The organism is Cryobacterium sp. SO1 (genome assembly GCF_004210215.2).
In the GTDB taxonomy this organism is placed as follows: Bacteria; Actinomycetota; Actinomycetes; order Actinomycetales; family Microbacteriaceae; genus Cryobacterium.
Map to the genome: position 1 here is coordinate 2,624,697 of NZ_CP067394.1, position 16,269 is coordinate 2,640,965.

Below are 16,269 nucleotides of genomic sequence, written 5' to 3' on the forward strand. Positions count from 1 at the left end.
AATGGCTGACATGACTTCGTCCGCAGGCACGCCCGTTCCCGTCGACTCGCTCAGTTACGAGCAGGCCAGGGACGAACTGATTCGCGTCGTCACGGTGCTCGAGCAGGGCGCGTCGACGCTCGAAGAGTCCCTGTCCCTGTGGGAGCGAGGCGAAGCCCTCGCGACCCGCTGCGAGGAATGGCTGATCGGCGCGAAGGCACGCCTGGACGCCGCCCGCGGCGCGGCCGCCGCGGAATGAGCCGCAGCCCCCGCCCACCGCGCGTCGTCGCGGAGCTCGGCCGCCCGGAGACCGCGGAGGAACGGGCCACCCGGCTGGCGACGAACTCCCGCAACTACCGTTCGCGGAAGACCATCAACAATCTCGTCTACTCGTTGCTGGCGACCGTGGGCGCCGTCATCGTGCTGGTGCTGATCGTGCCGCGCAGCGACACCCCGCTGACCCGGAACGTGGACTACGCCGGTGTGGCCGAACAGGTCCAAACCGGTGTCGACGTGGCTCTGGTGGCCCCCGATCTGCCCGCGGGCTGGGCCGCGAACGCTGCCGAATGGCGAAGCGGCGGCAGTGACGGCGTCTCCAGCTGGTACATCGGCCTGCTCACCCCGTCGAACGAGTTCATCGGCCTCACCCAGGCCGTCGACGCGAACCCCACCTGGCTGGCCGACAAGCTGGGGAACGTCGCCGCAGACGACACCGTCACCATCGACGGCGTCGAGTGGGACGTCTACCGCAACCCGGCGCCCCAGGAAGACCGGGGCAATTTCGAGTCCGCCCTCGTCACCGACGCCGGCGCCAGCAGTTACCTGCTGATCGGCACCGCCTCCGACGAAGAGCTCAGCGTCCTGGCCGGCGCCCTCGCCGAGCCCATCAGCACAGACATCAGCACAGAGCAGACCAGCACCGAACAGAATGGTTCCAGCGAATGAGTGACACCCTCACACCAGCCCAGGTCTGGAACGAACTGGCAGCGGGAAACGAGCGGTTTGTCGCCGGCACCCCCAGCACCCCCGCCAGGACGTCGACCGTCGCGCCGAGACCGCGTTCGTGCAGACCCCGATGGCCGCCCTGTTCGGCTGCAGCGACTCCAGACTCGCCGCCGAGATCATCTTCGACAAGGGCCTGGGCGACCTGTTCGTCGTGCGGAACGCCGGCCAGGTCATCTCCGACTCCGTGCTCGGCTCGCTCGAATACGCCGTCGCCGTGCTCAACGTTCCGCTGATCCTGGTGCTCGGCCACGACAGGTGCGGCGCGGTGCGCGCCGCCATCGACTCGCAAGGCGCAGACGCCGCGGCCCTGCCCCCGCACATCAACACCATCATCGAAAAGATCGTGCCGGCCGTGCGCCGCGTCGGCGGCCCCACGACCGGCCCGCTCGACACCGACGACATCGACGCATCCGCCGTGGGCCGGGAACACCTGCGCGACACTGTCGCCGAACTCGTCCAACGCTCCGAGATGATCAGTGCCGCCATCGCAGAAGGTACATTGGCTATCGTCGGCGCGAACTACCGGCTCCTCGAGGGCCGGGCTGATCCGGACATCGTCGTCGGCGTCGTCTAGAGCCCTCGTCACAAAGCAATGAATCGAAAGGTATGACACACCGTGGTGGACATTTCAACTGAGACAGACTCCGTGCCGACCGAATACCGGATCGAGCGCGACACGATGGGCGAGGTGCGGGTTCCCGTCAACGCGCTCTACGGCGCGCAGACGCAGCGCGCGGTCGAGAACTTCCCGATCTCCGGGTCGGTGCTCGAGTCCGCCCAGATCGCGGCCCTGGCCCGCATCAAGAAGTCGGCCGCCCTCGCCAACGCCCGCCTGGGGGTGCTCGACCCGGCCGTCGCCGACGCCATCGCGGCGGCAGCGGACGAGGTCATCACGGGCCGCCACGACGCCGAGTTCCCCATCGACGTGTACCAGACCGGCAGCGGCACCTCGTCGAACATGAACATGAACGAGGTGCTCGCCACCCTCGCCACCCGGCGCCTGGGCAGCCCGGTGCACCCCAACGACCACGTGAACGCTTCTCAGTCCTCCAACGACGTCTTCCCCACCTCGGTGCACATCGCGGTGACCAGCGCTCTCATCGACGACCTGATCCCGTCGCTCGACCACCTCGCGGTGGCGTTCGAGGCCAAGGCCGAACTGTGGGCGACCGCAGTCAAGGCCGGCCGCACCCACCTGATGGATGCCACCCCGGTCACGTTGGGCCAGGAGTTCGGCGGTTACGCCCGCCAGATGCGCCTGGGCATCGAGCGGGTGCGCACCGCGCTCCCCCGCGTCGCCGAGGTGCCGCTGGGCGGCACCGCCGTCGGCACCGGCATCAACACCCCCGCCGGCTTCCCACAGCTCGTCATCGAACTGCTCACCGCAGAGACCGAACTGCCGATCACCGAGGCCATCGACCATTTCGAGGCGCAGGCCAACCGTGACGGTCTCGTGGATGCCTCCGGGGCGCTCCGCACCATCGCCGTGGGCCTGACGAAGATCTGCAACGACCTGCGCTGGATGGGCTCGGGCCCCAACACCGGCATCGGGGAGCTGAGCATCCCCGACCTGCAGCCCGGATCGTCGATCATGCCCGGCAAGGTCAACCCGGTCATCCCGGAGGCCGTGCTCATGGTCTGCTCCCGGGTGATCGGCAACGACGCCACCATCGCCTGGTCGGGCGCCTCCGGCGCGTTCGAGCTCAACGTGGCCATCCCCGTGATGGGCACCGCCCTGCTCGAGTCGATCCGGCTGCTCGCCAACGGGGCCAGGGTACTCGCCGACAAGACCGTCGACGGCCTGGAGGCCAACCTCGACCGGGCCCGCGCGCTGGCCGAGTCCTCGCCGTCGATCGTCACCCCGCTCAACCGGGTGATCGGCTACGAGGCCGCCGCCAAGGTCGCCAAGCACTCCGTGGCTCAGGGCCTCACGGTGCGAGAGTCGGTGATCGACCTCGGTTTCGTTCAGCGCGGCGAGGTGACCCTCGAGCAGCTCGACACGGCTCTGGACGTTCTGAGCATGACGAGGCCGCCGCAGTAGTAATCGCTGGTCGAGCTTGTCGAGACCTGGTACCGGGTCTCGACAAGCTCGACCGACGGATCGGTCAACTCAGCTCGTTGCCCTCCAACATTTCCGTGACCAGGGCGGCAATGGCGCTCCGCTCCGACCGGGTCAGGGTCATGTGCGCGAAGAGCGGGTGCCCCTTGAGGGTCTCGATGACCGAGGCGACCCCGTCGAAACGGCCCACCCGCAGGTTGTCGCGCTGCGCCACATCGTGGGTGAGCACCACGCGGGAGTTCTGCCCGATGCGGCTCAGCACCGTCAGCAAAACGTTCCGCTCCAGCGACTGCGCCTCGTCCACGATCACGAAGGCGTCGTGCAGGCTCCGGCCGCGGATGTGGGTGAGCGGCAGCACCTCGAGGATGCCGCGCTCGACGACCTCCTCGAGCACGTTCTCGCTGACCAGGGCGCCGAGGGTGTCGAAGACCGCCTGGCCCCACGGGCCCATCTTCTCCTGCGCGTCACCGGGCAGGTAGCCGAGCTCCTGGCCGCCCACCGCGTAGAGCGGCCGGAACACCATGATCTTGCGGTGCTGCTGACGCTCGAGAACGGCCTCAAGGCCCGCGCAGAGGGCGAGCGCCGACTTCCCCGTCCCCGCTCGACCTCCCAACGACAGGATGCCGATCTCCGGGTCGAGCAGCAGGTCGATCGCCAGGCGCTGCTCGGCCGAGCGGCCGTGCAGGCCGAACAGGTCCCGGTCGCCCCGCACCAGGCGCAACTCGCCCCGGCCGGTGACCCGGCCGAGCGCTGAACCGCGATCGGAGTGGATCACCAGGCCCGTGTTGACGGGCATGTCCTGCACCAGCCGGGTCTGCAGGGACTCCTTGTCGTAGAGGTCGTTCACCTGCTCGGCGCTCAGGGTGATCTCATCCATGCCGGTCCAGCCCGAGTCCACCGCCAGCTCGTGCCGGTACTCGTCGGCGGCCAGGCCGATCGAGGCGGCCTTGACCCGCAGCGGCAGGTCTTTGGACACCACCGTGACGGCCAGCCCGTCGTTGGCCAGGTTCATCGCCACCGCCAGGATCCGCGAGTCATTGTCGCCCAGTTGCAGGCCGTTGGGCAGCACCGACATGTTGGAGTGGTTCAGCTCCACCCGCAGGCTGCCGCCCTCGCCCACCGGGATGGCGAAGTCGAGCCGTTCGTGCTTGACCCGCAGCTCGTCGAGGTAGCGCAGCGCCTGCCGGGCGAAGTAGCCGATCTCCGGGTCGTTGCGCTTGGACTCGAGTTCGGTGATCACCACCACCGGCAACACCACGGCATGCTCGGCGAAACGGAAGATCGCCTTGGGATCCGAGAGCAGCACCGAGGTGTCCAGCACGAAGGTGCGCTCGGTTTGGTCGACCCCTGAGACGCTCTGGTCCACGTTCAGGTAGTCGGTTCGATTAGCGGTCACAGCCACTCCCACCCCGCACCCGAGGGTGCGGATTCTTAGCGAACGACCACAAGCTTTTTTTCTCGAGCCGTACTTATGTGGCCGTCTCGATCAGGTGCCGTACCTGATGTGATGAACGTACGTCGATCGGCTGGGAATTGGAAAAACGACACGCCCAAGGTCATGAGACGTTAACGTTCACCGCCGGCGGGCGGGGCACACGGGGCGGGCAGTCTAGTAGGTGGCGCCGGCGGAGTACGCCATCAGAGCGCCTCGCAGCATGTCGACGGTGTCGCCGGCGAGGTGGGCGTGCACACTGAGGCGCACCCTGCCGCCCCTGGTCGTCACGGTGACCCCGTGGTTGTGCAACGCCGCGCCCAGCGCGGTGAGGCGCTCGGCGGGCGGCGCGAGCACCACCAGGCCGGCCCGTTCCCGTACGTCCCTGGAGGAGACAACCGGCAGGGCATATTCGTCGGCCAGGTTGATCAGCCGGTCCACGTTGCCCTGAACGGCGCCCTCGATCGTGGCCACCCCCACGGCCTGGATCTCCTCCAGCGCCGTCGCGAACCCGGCCTGGGCGATGCCGTCGCCGTTGGTGACCCGGAACGCCGACGCCGCACGCACCGGCGGCAGCACCTCATCCCAGGATTCGGTCGCGTCGGTGCCGGTGAAACCGGACACGACGGGGGTGAGCCGTTCGACGGCGCGGTCGCTCAGGGCGAGGAAACCGGTACCCCAGCCGGCCCTGACCCATTTCTGGCCGCCGGAGACGACAACGTCGGCGACCTCGTAGGCCGCGTCGACCACCCCGAAACCCTGAATCGCGTCCACGATGAGCAGCCGGTCACCGATCACCTGCCGGATGCCCTCCAGGTCGACCCTGAAGCCCGTGCGGGAGTCGACCAGGCTGACGGCGACCGCGGCGGTGCCCGGTGTCAGCTGGTCGCGCACCTGGCCGGGCGTGACCGCTCCGGCGCTATTCTCGCCGCCGTCCACCGTGAGCCAGAGCGGGGTGGCCACGTGCAGCGCCTCGGCGGCGCGCACGGCCGCGAACGGCACGCTGGGAAAGTCCGCCGGCGAGAGCAGCACGTCACCCGTGAGACCGAACATGGCGTGCATGAGGCCCATGCTGGTGTTCGGCTGCGACACGATCTGATCGGTCCGGAAGCCGAGAACGGCCGCCACCGCGGTACGCATCCGCAGGTCTTGCTCACCGAAATGCCCCAGACTGCCGAACCGCGCCCTGGCGAGGATTTCGGTCTGGCCGCGCGTTTCGGCCACGACGGCCCTGGAGACCGGGCCGATGCGACCGTAGTCCAGGTAACCGGGGTCTTCGGTGAATCCGTCCAGGTAGCCGGCCAGGGGCGTGTCGACCCTGCTCACCCGCCGAACCTGCGGTGCCGTTTGGCGAAGTCGCGCAGGGCCCGCAGGAAGTCGACCTGGCGAAGGTCGGGGCCGAGGGCCTCGACGAAGTAGAACTCGCTGTGCGCGCTCTGCCAGAGCATGAAGTCACTGAGCCGCTGCTCGCCCGAGGTACGGATGACCAGGTCCGGGTCGGGCTGGCCGCCCGTGTACAGGTGCTGGCCGATCAGCTCAGGGGTGAGGGTCTCGGCGAGGTCTTCGAGGGTCCCGCCGTGGGCGTGGTGGGTGGAGACGATGCTGCGCATCGCATCGGTGATCTCGGTGCGGCCGCCGTACCCGACGGCGAGATTCACGTGCAGGCCGCGGTTGGCGTGGGTGCGGGCCTCCGCGGCGGCCAGGGCGCCTTCGAGCGGGCCGGGAAGGCACTTCTTGGAGCCGACCTGCTGCACCTTCCAGTCCCGGTAGTGCGAGAGGTCCTCGGCGAGGTCAGCGATGATCTCGAACAGGGCATCGAGTTCCTCGGTCGGCCGCTGGGTGAGGTTGTCGGCGGAGAGCAGGTACAGCGTGACGACGGAGATGCCGAGATCGTCGCACCATTCCAGGAACTCGCGCATCTTCGCGGCCCCGGCCCGATGGCCGTGCGCGGCGGAGTCGTAGCCGAGCTGCTTGGCCCAGCGGCGGTTGCCGTCGATGATCATGGCAACGTGCTTGGGCAGGACCGCGGCGGTCAGCCCGCGACGCAGCCGACGCTGGTAGATCCGGTAAAGGAGTCCGCGTCCGAGGGAGGATTGCCGCATCTGCACACAGTTACGCTAGCTCAATCCGGCCCGCGTTCGCGCCGCATGGCTTCCGGCGCTGCCGTATCCTGACAACATGGCCTCCACGGACGACATCCCGAATCTCCCTCTTCTCGAAGACGAGATCGAGCATCCGCTTGCCGAAAAGCCAACCTGGCGGGGCTGGATCCACGCGGGTACGTTCCCGGTCACCATCGTCGCCGGCATCGTTCTCCTGCTCGCCGCCGACGGCCCGGCCGCGAAGTGGAGCTCGGCGGTCTTTGTGGCCAGTTCGATGCTCCTGTTCGGCAATTCGGCGTTGTACCACCGGTTCAACTGGCAGCCGCGCACCCGGATGGTGCTCAAACGCATCGACCACGCCAACATCTTCCTGCTGATCGCCGGCTCCTACACGCCCATCACGGTGCTGGCCCTCCCGCCGGAGAAGGCCGTGCTGCTGCTGTCGCTGGTCTGGGGCGGCGCCATCCTCGGCATCGCGTTCCGGGTGTTCTGGATCAACGCCCCGCGCTGGTTGTACGTGCCGCTCTACCTGGCGCTCGGCTGGGGCGCACTGATGTTCATCGTCGACTTCTTCCAGGCCGATGCCCTGATGATGACGCTGATCATGGTCGGCGGACTCTGCTACTCGGTCGGCGCCGTCGTCTACGGCCTCAAGAAGCCCAATCCGGTTCCCGGAGTCTTCGGATTCCACGAGATCTTCCACTCGCTCACCGTCGTGGCGTTCCTCTGCCACTGGGTCGCGATCCTGATCATCGCGACCCACCCGCTCTACCCGTAGGGCCCGCTCCACACTTAAGGAGTGTCGGACTTCTTCTGCTCAGCCGCCGCGGCATCGCGTTCGGCGACCTCGGCCTGCAACCGTTCCCGCATTTCGGCACGGTAGGTGGTGCGGCGGATGCGCCGGGCCAGGTCCATGCCCAGCAACAGGGTCACGACCGCGACAAACAAGATCGCGAAGAAGCCCCACGGTCCCGGAGTGACGGTGTCAGGGTTGAACTCCGGCGGCGGGGTGTTGGACAGGATGAAGCCGAGCACGGGCGCGAGCGTGACGCTCATGCGTCGTCCCGCACGCCGCTGAAGAGGTCGGATTCGGGCATGACGGTGTCAACTTTCGATTCGACGAGCTGGAAGTCCTCGTAGGGCCAGGCTTTGCGGACCATGTCGTTGGGCCAGAAGAAGAAGCTGCTCGTGGGTGAGACCTGGCTGGCGTGCGCCTTGAGGGCCTCATCACGCACCTCCAGGAAGTCCCCGATCGGCACGTGCGTGGTCGCCAGGTTGGGGTAGTCGCTCATCCGCTCCCTGGCGCTGGCGAGCGGCTCGAGAAGGTCGGAGTCCGGTTCGGCGACGCTCAGCTCGAGGTACATGGCGTCCATGCGTTCGAGGTTGAAGATACGGTCGTAGTACAGCTTGTCGATCTGCCACGGCGCGCCGGCATCCGGGTACCGCTCGGTGTCAGCCGCCGCCCGGAACGCCTCGAGGGAGACCTCGTGGGAACGGATGTGGTCGGGGTGCGGGTAGCCGCCGTTCTCGTCGTAGGTGACGAGCACCTGCGGGCGGAACTCGCGGATGATGCGCACCAGGGGTTCGGCCGAGTACACCAGGGGAATGTCGGCGAACGAGTTCTTCGGCACCCCGCCGTCGTCGGCCATGCCGGAATCCTGGTAGCCCAGCCAGCGGTGCTGGATGCCCATCGCCTGCTGCGCCGCCGCCATTTCCAGGCGGCGCAGTCCCGAGAGGTCGCGCTCGGCCATGGCCACGTCGACCAGGTCCTCGTTGAGGATGCTGCCGCGTTCACCGCCGGTGCAGCTCACGATGAGCACCTCCGCGCCCAGGCTTCGGTAGTAAGCGTACGTAGCGGCGCCCTTGCTCGACTCGTCGTCGGGATGGGCGTGCACTGCCAAGAGCCGCAGCGTCATGAAACTCCTCAGAAATGCCAGCTAACCTAGGTGCAAGCCTAATCGTTGAACAGTGAGTGTGGAGTCTTCAGTGGCCGTGAGCAGCAACCTCGACGAACGCTATGGGCGAACCTCCGGCAGCAGGATGCGCGACCGCCGGGTGCTCTGGATCGTCGCGGGCGCCTTCGCCCTGATCCTCACCGCCTGGGTGGTCTGGGCGGGACTGGACGGCGCCGGCCCGGCGATCGAGGCCAGGGACACCCGGCACCAGATCATCGACGAGAACAGCATCAGTGTCACCTTCGAGGTGTCGCTGCCCACCGACACGGCCTCCAGCTGCGCCGTGCAGGCGCTCAACGAGTCCTTCACCGTGGTGGGCTGGAAGGTCATCGACCTGCCGCCGTCTGACGACTACACCCGCTCGTTCACCGAGATCGTGAAGACAACGGAGCTGAGCAACACCGGATTGATTTACCGCTGTTGGTTGACCTAGACTGATGTATTCGCCCTGACAGAAGTCGGGGCGTCCGCTGTATGGCGCGGTGTCTTCGTAGCGTACTCAGCGACGAACGGCCGCCTCCGCGGCACCATCGGCGCACTATCTGCCGGCGCACCACCGATCAGCACGAGAAGGAGAGAACCATGACAACCGAAACTTCGGTCACCTGGCTGACCCAGGAGGCCTATGACCGCCTCGCTCTGGAGTTGGACACTCTCAGCACCGTTGCTCGGGTGGACATCGCCAACAAGATCGAGTCGGCCCGGTCGGAGGGTGACCTCAAGGAGAACGCGGGTTACCACGCGGCCAAGGAGGAGCAGGGCAAGATGGAGGCCCGCATCCGCACCTTGACGTTGCTGCTGCGCACCGCCGAGGTGGGCCACGCCCCCGAGAGCAAGGGCGTCGTGGAGCCCGGCACGATCATCACCGCCACGATCGCCGGCGATCAAAGCCGGTTCCTGATCGGCAGCCGCGAGATCGCCGGCGACAGCGACCTGGACGTGTACAGCGAGAAGAGCCCCCTGGGTGAGGCCATCATCGGGCTGAAGGTCGGCGCGAAGACGAGCTACGAGACCCCCAACGGCAAGCAGATCGCCGTCGAGATCCACCTGGTGGAGACCTTCACCGGTTGAGTGCCGCGCACAACGTGAAACGGCCGGCTGCATGGCAGCCGGCCGTTTTTTCGCGTCTCTAGTCGGTGCGCGGGTCGTACCCGGCGGCGCGCAGGGTGTCGACGACGTGCTGGCGGTGCTCCGGCCCGCGGGTCTCGACACTGATATCAAGCTCGACCTCGCTGATCTGCAGACCCACGCCGTGCCGGGTGTGCAGCACCTCGATGACGTTGGCGCGCGCCTCGGCGAGCAACTCGGAGATCCGGGCGAGCTGTCCCGGCCGGTCGGGCAGCATGATCCGCAGCTTGAGGTACCGGCCGGATGCGGCCAGGCCGTGGCTGATCACGCGCTGCATGAGCAGCGGGTCGATGTTGCCCCCGGAGAGCATGGCCACGGTGTTGCCCGTCGCGGTGATCTTGCCCGCCAGGATGGCCGCGACGGAGACGGCGCCGGCCGGTTCGACAACGAGCTTGGCCCGTTCGAGGAGCACCAGCATGGCCCTGGCCATGTCGTCCTCGGTGACCGTGACGATCTCGTCGACGGCGTCGCGGATGATCGCGAAGTTGAGCAGGCCCGGCTTGGCCACGGCGATGCCGTCGGCCATGGTGGGGCTGATGTCGATCGCGAGGGCCTCGCCGGCTGCGAGAGAGGGCGGGTACGCCGCCGCGTTCTGCGACTGCACGCCGATGACCCGGATCCGACGGTTGTGGCTGGCCGCGTACTGCTTGAGCACGCTGGCCATGCCGGCGGTGAGCCCGCCGCCGCCGATCGGAACGATCACCGTGTCGAGCTCAGGTACCTGGTCGAGGATCTCGAGGCCGACGGTGCCGGCGCCGGCGACGACATCCGGGTGGTCGAACGGGGGGATCAGGATGGCGCCGGTCTCGCGGGCGTACTCCGCGGCGGCCAGCAGCGGCTCCGCGACGGTGTGCCCGCGGAGGATCACCTGGGCGCCGTAGTCCCTGGTGGCCTGCAGCTTGGGCAGGGCGACACCGACGGGCATGAAGATGGTCGCCTCGATGCCGAGTTCGCAGGCGGCGAAGGCCACGCCCTGCGCGTGGTTACCGGCCGACGCGGCGACGACGCCGCGGGCCTTCTCCTCGTCGGTGAGCTTGGACAGCCGGTTGTACGCGCCGCGGATCTTGTACGATCCGGTGCGCTGCAGGTTTTCGCATTTGAGGAACACCGGGGCGCCCAGAATCGCCGACAGGTACCGTGAGGTCTCCATGGGGGTCACATCGGCCACCCGGGAGACGATGGTGCGCGCCGTCTCGAAGTCGGCCAGGGTGGGGCCGGCCAGATCTGCGGGGGCAAGAACTGCGGGGCTGTCAGTCATGGACGGGTCTCTCTTATTCTGCTGTGCTCTGGGATGTTGCGATCGTGACCGGGGCGGTCCGCGCCTGCCGGAACCCCGGCCGTTGCGGAATGGTCTGCCACAGGATGGAGCCGGGCACAGCGCCCGCCGGTGGCACTCCCCCGCGCCAGGCACCGCTGTGGATGTAGCTGATCATAACGTTCAGCACGGCCGCGACGGGAACCGCGAACAGGGCGCCGGGGATGCCGGCCAGAAGAGCACCGGCCGCGACGACGAGCACCACGCCGAGAGGATGCACCTTGACGGCGGTGCCCATGATCAGCGGCTGCAGCACGTGACCCTCGATCTGCTGCACCAGGAGCACGACGCCGAGCATCAGCAGGGCCACGAACCAGTCGTTGAAAATGAGCGCGATGAGCACGGCCACCGCGCCGGTGGCCACGGCTCCCACGATCGGGATGAACGAGCCCAGGAAGACCAGCACGCCGATCGGGATGGCCATCGGCACACCGAGGATCGCGGCACCGGCGCCGATACCGATGGCGTCGATCGTGGCGACCAGGATCTGCACCCTGGCGAAGTTGCCCAGGGTCCGCCACCCGGCCATGCCGGCGCCGGCGATGGCCGGCCGGGCCCGGCGGGGGAAGATCTTGACGATCCAGTTCCAGATACCGGCACCGTCGATGAGGATGAACAGCAGGCTGAACAGGGTCAGCAGCGCACCGGTGGCCAGGTGCCCCAGCGACGAGCCCAACGACAGCGCACCGGTGATGAAGATCTGACTGTCGTTCTGGAGGGCGTCGACCGCCTGGCCGAGGTAGCCGTTGATCTCGGCGTTGCTCAACTGCAGCGGCGACGCGGCCAAGAGCTCCGTGAGGTTCGCGTACGAGGCGGCAAACCGGGAGCTCAGCCCCACCGAAGCGGCCGCGATCTGGGTGACGGCCAGCGTGACCAGGCCGGCGATCACCGCGAGGGTGCCCACCAGCGCCAGGGCCACGGCGAGGCCCTTTGGCCAACGGTGCCGGGTGAGGAAACCGACCAGGGGCACCAGCAGGGCGGACACCAGCACCGCCACCAGCAGCGGAATCACGATGAAGCGCAACTGCACCACCAGGAACAACACCACCGCGATGGCCGCCGCGATCACCAGCAGCCGCCACGCCCAGGCGCCGGCCAGGCGGATGCCCGCAGGGATGTTCTCGTCCACCCCGTTCGGCTCGGCCGGGATGGGCGACACGACCGCCGTGATCGGCTGTGCCGAGGGTGCCGAGGGCGCCGCGGGTGCCGGGGGCTCCGTACGGCCTCTACGCCGGCGGCCGAACCAGCCGGATCTTCCCGTGGATGTGCTCACCGAACCAGTCTAAGACGCTGCGTGAACCGGTACCGGTGCGCCGCGGAAGCGCACCACAACGGCGTCGCCCACCTGCAGGCGGTCGCGTACGTCGTGCTGCACAACGACGGTGCCGCCCTGCGCGAGCCGCACGCTCGTGCGGCGCAGCGACCCGAGGAAACTGGAGATCAGCACCGTGCCGGCCAGGCTCCTGCCGGCCGCGCTCAGGTCCGTAGCACCCACGCCGCTCGGCCCGGCCGGGGCCAGCGTCAGGTCCTCCTGGCGCACGAAGACCAGCACCGCGCCATCCGGATGCGACGGATCGAGCAGCGGCAGCTTCACACCGTGCACCTCGGCAAAACCGTGCCGCACCACGCCCGGCAACCGATTGCTCAGCCCCACGAAGTCGGCGATGAACGGGGTCGCCGGCCGGGTGTAGAGCTCCTCAGGCGTGCCCACCTGTTCGATCCGGCCGTCCCGCATGACCGCCACCCGGTCGGCCACGGCGAGGGCCTCGTCCTGGTCGTGGGTGACGAACAGGGTCGTGATGCCCAGGTCGGTCTGGATCCGCCGGATCTCGTCGCGCAGTTGCACCCGCACCTTCGCGTCGAGCGCCGAGAGCGGTTCGTCCAGGAGCAGCACCCTGGGCTGGGTGACCAGCGCCCTGGCCAGGGCCACCCGCTGCTGCTGGCCGCCGGAGAGCTCGTGCGCGAACCGGCCGTAGTGGGCGTCCAGGCCCACCAGCGCCAGCGCGGCCGCCGCCCGCTCGCGCCGTTCGGGGGCCGGCACCCGGCGCATCCGCAACCCGAATTCGACGTTCTCGCCGGCACTCAGGTGCGGGAACAGCGAATAGGACTGGAACACCATGCCCATGTCCCGGCGGCTGGTCGGCAGAGCGGAGACGTCGTCGCCGTTGATCCGGATGCCCCCGTCGTCGCAGCTCTCCAGTCCCGCCAACACCCGCAGTGCCGTGGTCTTGCCGCTGCCGCTGGGGCCGAGCAGGGCCACGAGTTCGCCGGCCCGCAGGGTGAGGTCGAATTCGGCCAGCGCCAGATGAGTGCCGTAGCGCTTGGCCACCCCGGCGAATTCGACGACGGCGCCGGTCCTGGTCTCTGCACGCTGCGTTGTCGCCTGGCTCATGGTCGGTCTCCGGTCGGGTTCGGGGTCGCGGTCTGGGGTGATGACGCGGTGACCGCGCGCCGTGTGCGGGTGCGGCGCGGGGCGCCGAGCCTGCCGATGGCCATCAGCAGGGCGAAGGCCACGAGCAGGGCGATCAGCGAGAGGATCACCGCGGTGTACGGGTCGTCCTTGCTCACCACGACCAGTGCGGTCTGCAGGTTCACCCGGTTGAGCAGCGAGGCGATGGTGAATTCGCCCAGCACCACGGCCACGGCGATGAACGCTCCGGCGAGGATGCCCCGGCGCAGGTTCGGCACCAACACCCGCAGCAGCACGCTGCCCCAGCCGGCGCCGAGGGTGCGGGCCGCCTCGCTGAGGGTGCGCACGTCGACGCCGTCGAGGTTGGCCTGGATGGCACGGTAGGCGAACGGCAGCACGGTGATGCCGTAGGCGAGCGCCAGGGTCCAGACGCCGCTGCCCACGAGTCGGGCCACGACGGAGAACACCGGCGCCAGGCCCACCACGAGCACGATGGCGGGAATCGAGATCGGCAGGATGCAGATGATCTCCAGCGTCCGGCGCAGCCTCGGGAACCGGATGTGCACGAGCAGCATGGTCGGCACCAGCAGCAGCAGCATGATGGCGACGGTGCCGAGCGCCAGGCCCACCGAGTTGCCCAGCGCCACCAGCACGGGCTTGTATTCACCGGTGAGGCCACCCTGGAACAGCTCGGTCCAGCGGTGCAGGTCGTAGCCGCCGACGAGTCCTCGTCGCAGGGTGAACTCGACCATGGCCAGCACCGGCACGACGAAGACCAGCCCGACGACGCCGAGGATCAGACCGCGGACAAGCCTGCTGGGAGCGTGGGCGACGACGCCCGTGCTGCGGAGCCCGCCGCTCATCGCTGCCACCTCGCCGCGCGGGACTGCAGCAACGAGTAACCGGCCATCACGACGGTCATCACCAGGATCATGCCCAGGGCGAGCGCCCCGGCCAGGTTTTCCCGGCCGAGCATGGTTTCGCTGGTCAGGGCCGAGCGGATCTGCAGCGGCACGATCTGCGACCCCTGGCTGGTGAGGGCCGCCGCGGTCGCGTAGGAGGAGAACGCGTTGGCGAACAACAACAGCAGGCTGCCCAGGAAGGACGGTGCCAGCACCGGCAGAGCGATTCGCAGCCAGTAGCTGCGGGAGCTGCCGCCGAGGGTGGCGTTGGCCTCGGCCCAGGTGGTCTTCAGCGACACCAGGGCGGGCATGAACGTGATCACCATGAGGGGCACCTGAAAGTAGACGTAGGGCAGCACCAGGCCGGGCAGCTCGTAGAGCCAGACACCGTCCGCGTAGATGTCGACGCCGAAGGTGTCGCGCAGGAGCACGGTGACCATGCCTTGGATGCCGATGGTCGCGATGAACGCGAACGCGAGCATGACGCCGCCGAACTGGGCGAGCACACTGCTCAGCGAGTCGATGGTCGACCGCAGCGGTCCCTCCGGCGGGGCACCGAGCAGCGCGTAGCAGACCAGGGCGCCCACGATTGCGCCGATGACCGCGGTCAACGCCGACAAGCCGATCGAACTGCCGAAGGCGGCCAGGACCACGGGGTCGGTGAGGGCGGCGACGGTGTCGAGGGTGAAGGCTCCATCGTTGCCGACGAACCCGGTGCCGACCGCGATCAGGGTCGGCAGCCCCAGGAAAAGCAACACGTACACCGCGAACGGCAGCAGCCCGAAGGCTGCTGCCGGTACACGGAACCTACTGGACAGCCGCTGCCCACTTCTCGCCGAGCAGCGTGGCTGCGGCTTCGCTCTGCGCTCCTGTGGGCACCACGGTGGTGTCCGGCACGGCGGGCAGGGCGTCGAACAGGTCGGCGTCGATGGTGCCTTCCGCGGCCATGGCGTCGGCCCGGGCCGGGCGGGCGCCTCCGGCGAGCCACAGGTTCTGGGCGTCGTCGGTGTAGAGGAATTCCTGCCAGAGGCGCGCGGCGGCCGGGTGCGGCGCATCCACGTTGATCGCCTGGTTGTAGTAACCGGCGTATCCGGTGCCGGGGAAGACCACGACCTCCCAGTTGCGCTCACCCTCCAGCTGGGTGCCGTAACCCACGTTGAGGTAGTCCCAGTCGAAGACCACTGGGGTCTCACCGGAGGCGATGGTGGCGGGGGTCGGGTCGATCTTCACGAAGTTCCCGGCCGCGTTGAGGTCGCCGAAGAAGTCGATGCCGGTTTGGAAGTCATCCACCGAGCCGTCGTTCTGCACGGCGGCCATGCCGACAGCGGCGAACGCGGCACCGGCCTGGGTCGGGTCGCCGTTGATGGCGACCTTGCCCTTGTACTCCGCGCCGAGCAGGTCGGCGAGCGACTTCGGTGCCGGCACGGTGTCGGGGTCGTAGCCGACGGCCATGTATCCGCCGTAGTCGCCCACGTACAGCCCGCTCTCTTCCTTCAGGGCGTCGGGGATGTCGGACCAGGTCGCCACCTGGTACGGGGCGAACTGGTCGGTGTTGGCCAGGGCAACGGCCAGGCCGAGGTCGAAGACGTCGGGGGCGGTGTCCTGGCCGGCCAGGTTCTGGGCTGCCTGGATCTCCTCGGCGCTGGACCCATCGGGGGCGGCCTCGGTGATGGTGATCTCCGGGTACTTCTCGGCGAACAGGTCCAGCACCGCGCCGTAGTTGGCCCAGTCCCGCGGCAGGGCGATGACGTTCAGTGCCCCTTCGTCGATGGCCGCGGCCTCGAGGGCGGCCAGGTCGCCGAAGGCGGAGATACTGGTCGCGGTGGAGGCGTCGACGGCGGTGCCTGTGCCGGACGCGTCGGCGGCGCCCGAGCAGCCGGTGAGGGTGAGGGCGACGATCGCGGTCGCCGCGATGGTGGCTGCCAGGGTTCGGGTGGTAGGCAAGGGTTCCTCCGTCATGAACAGTTCGGGTGCCGGGTAAC

17 protein-coding genes and 1 pseudogene are annotated in these 16,269 nt (G+C 68.5%); 7 read left to right on the forward strand and 11 right to left on the reverse strand.

What is annotated here, in order from left to right:
* Window positions 1-10: 10 nt before the first annotated feature.
* The 4 genes and pseudogenes from BJQ95_RS12425 (at window position 11) to BJQ95_RS12440 (ending at window position 3,025) form a co-directional block, all read left to right on the forward strand.
* On the forward strand, window positions 11-238 hold the full coding sequence (locus BJQ95_RS12425) for an exodeoxyribonuclease VII small subunit (RefSeq protein WP_130176123.1): 228 nt from the start codon (window positions 11-13) through the stop codon (window positions 236-238).
* Window positions 235-924 (forward strand): DUF4245 domain-containing protein, encoded by a 690-nt coding sequence (locus tag BJQ95_RS12430; RefSeq protein ID WP_130176124.1) that lies wholly within the window; start codon window positions 235-237, stop codon window positions 922-924. Before BJQ95_RS12425 ends, BJQ95_RS12430 begins: the two co-directional genes overlap by 4 nt.
* Window positions 921-1,558 (forward strand): annotated as a pseudogene (locus BJQ95_RS12435) (carbonic anhydrase). Before BJQ95_RS12430 ends, BJQ95_RS12435 begins: the two are co-directional and overlap by 4 nt.
* 105 nt (window positions 1,559-1,663) lie before the next feature.
* Entirely contained in the window at window positions 1,664-3,025 is a 1,362-nt protein-coding gene (locus BJQ95_RS12440) for an aspartate ammonia-lyase (RefSeq protein WP_240694569.1), read from the forward strand.
* A 64-nt stretch (window positions 3,026-3,089) separates the two neighbouring features.
* On the opposite strand, the gene BJQ95_RS12445 is transcribed toward BJQ95_RS12440, so the two are convergent.
* The 3 genes from BJQ95_RS12445 to BJQ95_RS12455 all read right to left on the reverse strand — a co-directional run bounded on the left by BJQ95_RS12445 (window position 3,090) and on the right by BJQ95_RS12455 (window position 6,577).
* On the reverse strand, window positions 3,090-4,439 hold the full coding sequence (locus tag BJQ95_RS12445) for a PhoH family protein (protein ID WP_370688338.1): 1,350 nt from the start codon (window positions 4,437-4,439) through the stop codon (window positions 3,090-3,092).
* Between the two features lie 213 nt (window positions 4,440-4,652).
* Window positions 4,653-5,801 (reverse strand): aminotransferase class V-fold PLP-dependent enzyme, encoded by a 1,149-nt coding sequence (locus BJQ95_RS12450; protein WP_240694564.1) that lies wholly within the window; start codon window positions 5,799-5,801, stop codon window positions 4,653-4,655.
* Window positions 5,798-6,577, reverse strand: coding sequence for an isoprenyl transferase (locus tag BJQ95_RS12455; protein ID WP_130176127.1), 780 nt, complete (start codon window positions 6,575-6,577; stop codon window positions 5,798-5,800). Before BJQ95_RS12455 ends, BJQ95_RS12450 begins: the two co-directional genes overlap by 4 nt.
* A gap of 76 nt (window positions 6,578-6,653) precedes the next feature.
* Here BJQ95_RS12455 and BJQ95_RS12460 point away from each other — a divergent pair, with 76 nt between their 5' ends.
* Window positions 6,654-7,355 (forward strand): hemolysin III family protein, encoded by a 702-nt coding sequence (locus BJQ95_RS12460; RefSeq protein WP_130176128.1) that lies wholly within the window; start codon window positions 6,654-6,656, stop codon window positions 7,353-7,355.
* 14 nt (window positions 7,356-7,369) lie between these two features.
* Here BJQ95_RS12460 and BJQ95_RS12465 read toward each other — a convergent pair whose 3' ends face one another.
* Window positions 7,370-7,633: a hypothetical protein gene (locus BJQ95_RS12465; protein ID WP_130176129.1), complete on the reverse strand. Its 264-nt coding sequence runs from the start codon at window positions 7,631-7,633 to the stop codon at window positions 7,370-7,372.
* Complete coding sequence (mca, locus tag BJQ95_RS12470; protein ID WP_205750015.1) at window positions 7,630-8,493, reverse strand: mycothiol conjugate amidase Mca; 864 nt, start codon at window positions 8,491-8,493, stop codon at window positions 7,630-7,632. The genes BJQ95_RS12465 and mca overlap by 4 nt, the downstream gene beginning before the upstream one ends.
* Window positions 8,494-8,563: 70 nt before the next feature.
* Between mca and BJQ95_RS12475 the strand changes: the two genes are divergently transcribed.
* A complete protein-coding gene (locus BJQ95_RS12475) occupies window positions 8,564-8,965 on the forward strand; it encodes a DUF4307 domain-containing protein (RefSeq protein ID WP_130176130.1) in 402 nt (133 codons plus the stop codon).
* Window positions 8,966-9,114: 149 nt separating this feature from the next.
* Entirely contained in the window at window positions 9,115-9,603 is a 489-nt protein-coding gene (gene greA / locus BJQ95_RS12480) for a transcription elongation factor GreA (RefSeq protein WP_130176131.1), read from the forward strand.
* Window positions 9,604-9,661: 58 nt separating this feature from the next.
* Here the strand turns inward: greA and ilvA are convergent, their stop codons facing one another.
* Genes ilvA through BJQ95_RS12510 form a run of 6 tightly spaced genes read right to left on the reverse strand, consistent with a single transcriptional unit; the run spans window position 9,662 to window position 16,246 of the window.
* Complete coding sequence (ilvA, locus tag BJQ95_RS12485; RefSeq protein ID WP_130176132.1) at window positions 9,662-10,918, reverse strand: threonine ammonia-lyase; 1,257 nt, start codon at window positions 10,916-10,918, stop codon at window positions 9,662-9,664.
* A 13-nt stretch (window positions 10,919-10,931) separates the two neighbouring features.
* A complete protein-coding gene (locus tag BJQ95_RS12490) occupies window positions 10,932-12,248 on the reverse strand; it encodes an AI-2E family transporter (RefSeq protein ID WP_240694565.1) in 1,317 nt (438 codons plus the stop codon).
* A gap of 9 nt (window positions 12,249-12,257) precedes the next feature.
* Window positions 12,258-13,367: an ABC transporter ATP-binding protein gene (locus tag BJQ95_RS12495; RefSeq protein WP_130176133.1), complete on the reverse strand. Its 1,110-nt coding sequence runs from the start codon at window positions 13,365-13,367 to the stop codon at window positions 12,258-12,260.
* Window positions 13,364-14,248 carry an ABC transporter permease gene (locus tag BJQ95_RS12500; protein ID WP_130176134.1) on the reverse strand — a complete coding sequence of 295 codons (885 nt, stop codon included), beginning with the start codon at window positions 14,246-14,248 and terminating at the stop codon, window positions 13,364-13,366. Before BJQ95_RS12500 ends, BJQ95_RS12495 begins: the two co-directional genes overlap by 4 nt.
* A complete protein-coding gene (locus BJQ95_RS12505) occupies window positions 14,245-15,105 on the reverse strand; it encodes an ABC transporter permease subunit (protein WP_130176150.1) in 861 nt (286 codons plus the stop codon). The genes BJQ95_RS12500 and BJQ95_RS12505 overlap by 4 nt, the downstream gene beginning before the upstream one ends.
* Window positions 15,095-16,246 (reverse strand): ABC transporter substrate-binding protein, encoded by a 1,152-nt coding sequence (locus BJQ95_RS12510; RefSeq protein ID WP_130176135.1) that lies wholly within the window; start codon window positions 16,244-16,246, stop codon window positions 15,095-15,097. Before BJQ95_RS12510 ends, BJQ95_RS12505 begins: the two co-directional genes overlap by 11 nt.
* Window positions 16,247-16,269: the final 23 nt, after the last annotated feature.